Source organism: Plectonema cf. radiosum LEGE 06105 (genome assembly GCF_015207665.1).
Classification (GTDB): domain Bacteria; phylum Cyanobacteriota; class Cyanobacteriia; order Cyanobacteriales; family Nostocaceae; genus Rivularia; species Rivularia radiosa_A.
Genome location: NZ_JADEWL010000278.1, coordinates 1 through 3083, shown reverse-complemented (window position 1 = coordinate 3083; position 3083 = coordinate 1). Strand labels below are relative to the sequence as shown.

Below are 3083 nucleotides of genomic sequence, written 5' to 3'. Positions count from 1 at the left end.
GATGGGGAGATGGGGAGAAATAAATAAAAACTGTCAACTGTCAACTGTCAACTGTCAACTAACTCCTAACTCCTAACTCCTCACTCCTAACTCCTAACTCCTCACTCCTAACTCCTCACTCCTAACTCCTAACTCTTGAATCTAAAATCCAAAATTTCCTAACTTCTTCCTGCTCCGACTTTCTCTCCGGTTCCATTAAGGTTAACTGCATCTTCTGGGAGTTCTACACCGAAGACACGAGAGAAGGTTTTTTCTACTTTGTAGCCGGTATCGATTGATTCTAAAGGGTCTTTCCGCAATCGGTGACGCAAACACAGCGCAATAATGCGGCGAATGTCGTCTACAGTAACTTCGTTACGTCCTTCAAAGGCTGTTAAAGCTTTGGCTGCACGATTGGTTACAATGTCACCTCGCAAACCATCTACGTCTAATTCGGAACATACTTGAGAAATTTTTACCCGGTAATCGTAATCTATGTTTACGGAGGGTAAAAGTTCTTGGGCTTCGATGATACGCTGTTGCAGTTCTTGCTGCTGTTGTTGGTATTTTTCTAGGAATGCAGGCGGATTTTGGTCAAAATCTGACCTTTGTTCCACTATTTGCACTCTTAATGCTGGTTCCCTGACAGTACGGATTTCAGCGTGCATTCCGAATCGATCGAGCAATTGGGGTCGTAATTCTCCTTCTTCTGGGTTCCCGGAACCAACGAGAACGAAACGGGCTGGGTGACGAATGGAAATTCCTTCACGTTCGACGGTGTTCCAACCGCTAGCGGCTGAGTCTAATAGTACATCTACTAGATGGTCGTCTAATAAGTTTACTTCATCCACGTAAAGAATACCCCGGTTGGCTTTAGCTAAAAGTCCCGGTTCAAAAGCTTTGACACCTTCCGACAAAGCTTTTTCAATATCAATAGTGCCGCAAACTCGGTCTTCTGTAGCTCCCAAGGGCAAATCTACCATTGGTACTTTCATCTGGGCTACAGGAATATTTTCACCTTGTTCTAACTTTTGACGAGCTTCATCACCCATTATATCCGGATCGCTGGGGTGGGAGTTGAAAGGATCGTCAGCAACTACGGGAATTTCTGGAAGTAGATCGGCAAGCGCTCGGATGGTGGTTGATTTTCCGGTACCGCGATCGCCCATGATCATTACACCCCCAACTTTGGGGTCAATGACGTTCAAAATTAGAGCCAGTTTCATTTCTTCCTGACCTACAATGGCGGTAAAAGGAAATACCACGCGCCTTTTAATAGCAGTTTTTTGAGTAGTAGGACTCACCGATAAATTACCTTTATATATTATTTCTTTCTCTTATTACCCTCTTTATTGTGCCATATAAGGGGACAGAGAAAGTTAGGAGTTAGGAGTTAGTTGACCTGGGACAGTTAGAAATCAAATTATTTGACCTCTAGGCTTTGACCTGTTTTGTTATCTCAGCCCAAGTTTATTTTTAAAAGTATATTTTCTTACTTAACACTTTGTTAAACAGGACTATACCATAGTATAAGTTTGATGTTGTAGTACTTGCGGCTTAAGTATTATTTCTAGTTATATTTTGGCTGCTGGTAAATCTATTGGGGTTCAAACGATAGAAAAAGTAAGGGTTTGATGCTATGACTATAGATTTACGCAAGTTTTTCCAGGCTACGAATCCTAGTAAAATTCTGGTTATCGAAAATGCTGAGGATGAGAAGTATTATATTGATTTCTCTTCGGTAAGAGGTGGCAAGATTATTGAAGAGTTACGAGATAATATTACTTTTTTTTCGCCGGAGGAGCCTACTTGTGTGTTATTTACAGGACATATAGGTTGTGGTAAATCTACTGAATTGTTGAGACTGAAGACGGAACTGGAAGCGGAAGGCTTTTATGTGGTCTATTTTGAGTCTAGTGAAGACATGGAAATGGCCGACGTAGATATCGGCGATTTTTTGCTGAGTGTGGCACGTCGGGTTAGTCAGAGTCTGGATGATATGAGTTTGGATGAACCAAGTCTGTTGAAGGAATTGTTACAGGGTGCTTGGCGGGTTTTGAATGCTGATATTGTGGGGATAAAAGCTAAACTTCCGCTGATTGGTAATGTTGGTGTTAGTTCGGATTCTGATAAATTTTCTCTGGCTTTTGGGATTGGAGAAATTACGGCTAAGACTAAGGATGATGCGACTTTACGAGGAAGACTTAATCAGTATTTAGGTCCTCAAAAAACCAAGTTGTTAGAGGCTATTAATTCTGAATTACTCGAACCTGCTGTAGAAAAGTTAAAGCAACAGGGTAAGAAAGGTTTGGTGGTGATAGTAGATAATCTCGATCGGGTGGATTCTCGCGCTAAGTCTTGGGGAAGACCGCAACAAGAGTATCTATTTATCGACCAGAGTGAGTATTTAACGAAGTTACGATGTCATGTTGTTTATACAATGCCTCTAGCGTTAAAGTTCTCGAATGACTATGGAAACTTGACTCAGCGCTTTCCAGAAGACCCAAAAGTGTTACCAATGGTATCAGTGGAATTACCGGATGGAAGTGTTTTTGAACCGGGGATGGTGTTGTTACGACAAATGGTATTAGCACGAGCTTTTCCTGACTTGGAGCCAGAGCAGCGCTTGGCTAGAGTTAGCGAGGTTTTTGAGGATGCAAAAAGTATGGATAGATTATGTCAGGTAAGTGGTGGACACGTGCGGGATTTGTTGCGGTTGTTGAATAATTGGATTCAGAGAGAAAGAAAACTTCCTTTGTCGCGTCAAACTTTGGAAGCTCTGATTCGTTACCGTCGTAATGAAATGACTATGCAAATTTCCGATGATGAATGGGAATTGTTACGTCAGGTAAAAAAGCGCAAAAAGGTAAGAGGGGATTTGGAATATCAAGCTTTAATTCACAGTCGTCTGGTATTTGAATACCGTGATGGTGGTGGAGAATCTTGGTTTGATATCAATCCGATTTTGGCAGAAGCAGGTGAGTTAGAAGAGTTGTAGAGACGTAGTATTGCTACGTCTGTTATTTGAGTTAGGAGTGAGGAGTTATGAGTGAAGAATTCAAAGAACAACAAGGGGATAATTCTTTCCCCCCATCCCCCCATCC

Annotated in this window: 2 protein-coding genes; one reads left to right on the top strand and one right to left on the bottom strand. The window is 41.8% G+C overall.

The genetic code is table 11. The annotated features are described in order from the left end of the window. Positions 1-158: 158 nt before the first annotated feature. Positions 159-1283 carry a magnesium chelatase ATPase subunit I gene (gene bchI, locus IQ247_RS31880; protein WP_193926195.1) on the bottom strand — a complete coding sequence of 375 codons (1125 nt, stop codon included), beginning with the start codon at positions 1281-1283 and terminating at the stop codon, positions 159-161. A 335-nt stretch (positions 1284-1618) separates the two neighbouring features. Here bchI and IQ247_RS31875 point away from each other — a divergent pair, with 335 nt between their 5' ends. Further along, the gene (locus tag IQ247_RS31875; RefSeq protein ID WP_193926194.1) at positions 1619-2977 is read left to right on the top strand and encodes an ATP-binding protein; all 1359 of its coding nucleotides are present in this window, start codon (positions 1619-1621) and stop codon (positions 2975-2977) included. The last annotated feature ends 106 nt before the right edge of the window (positions 2978-3083 follow it).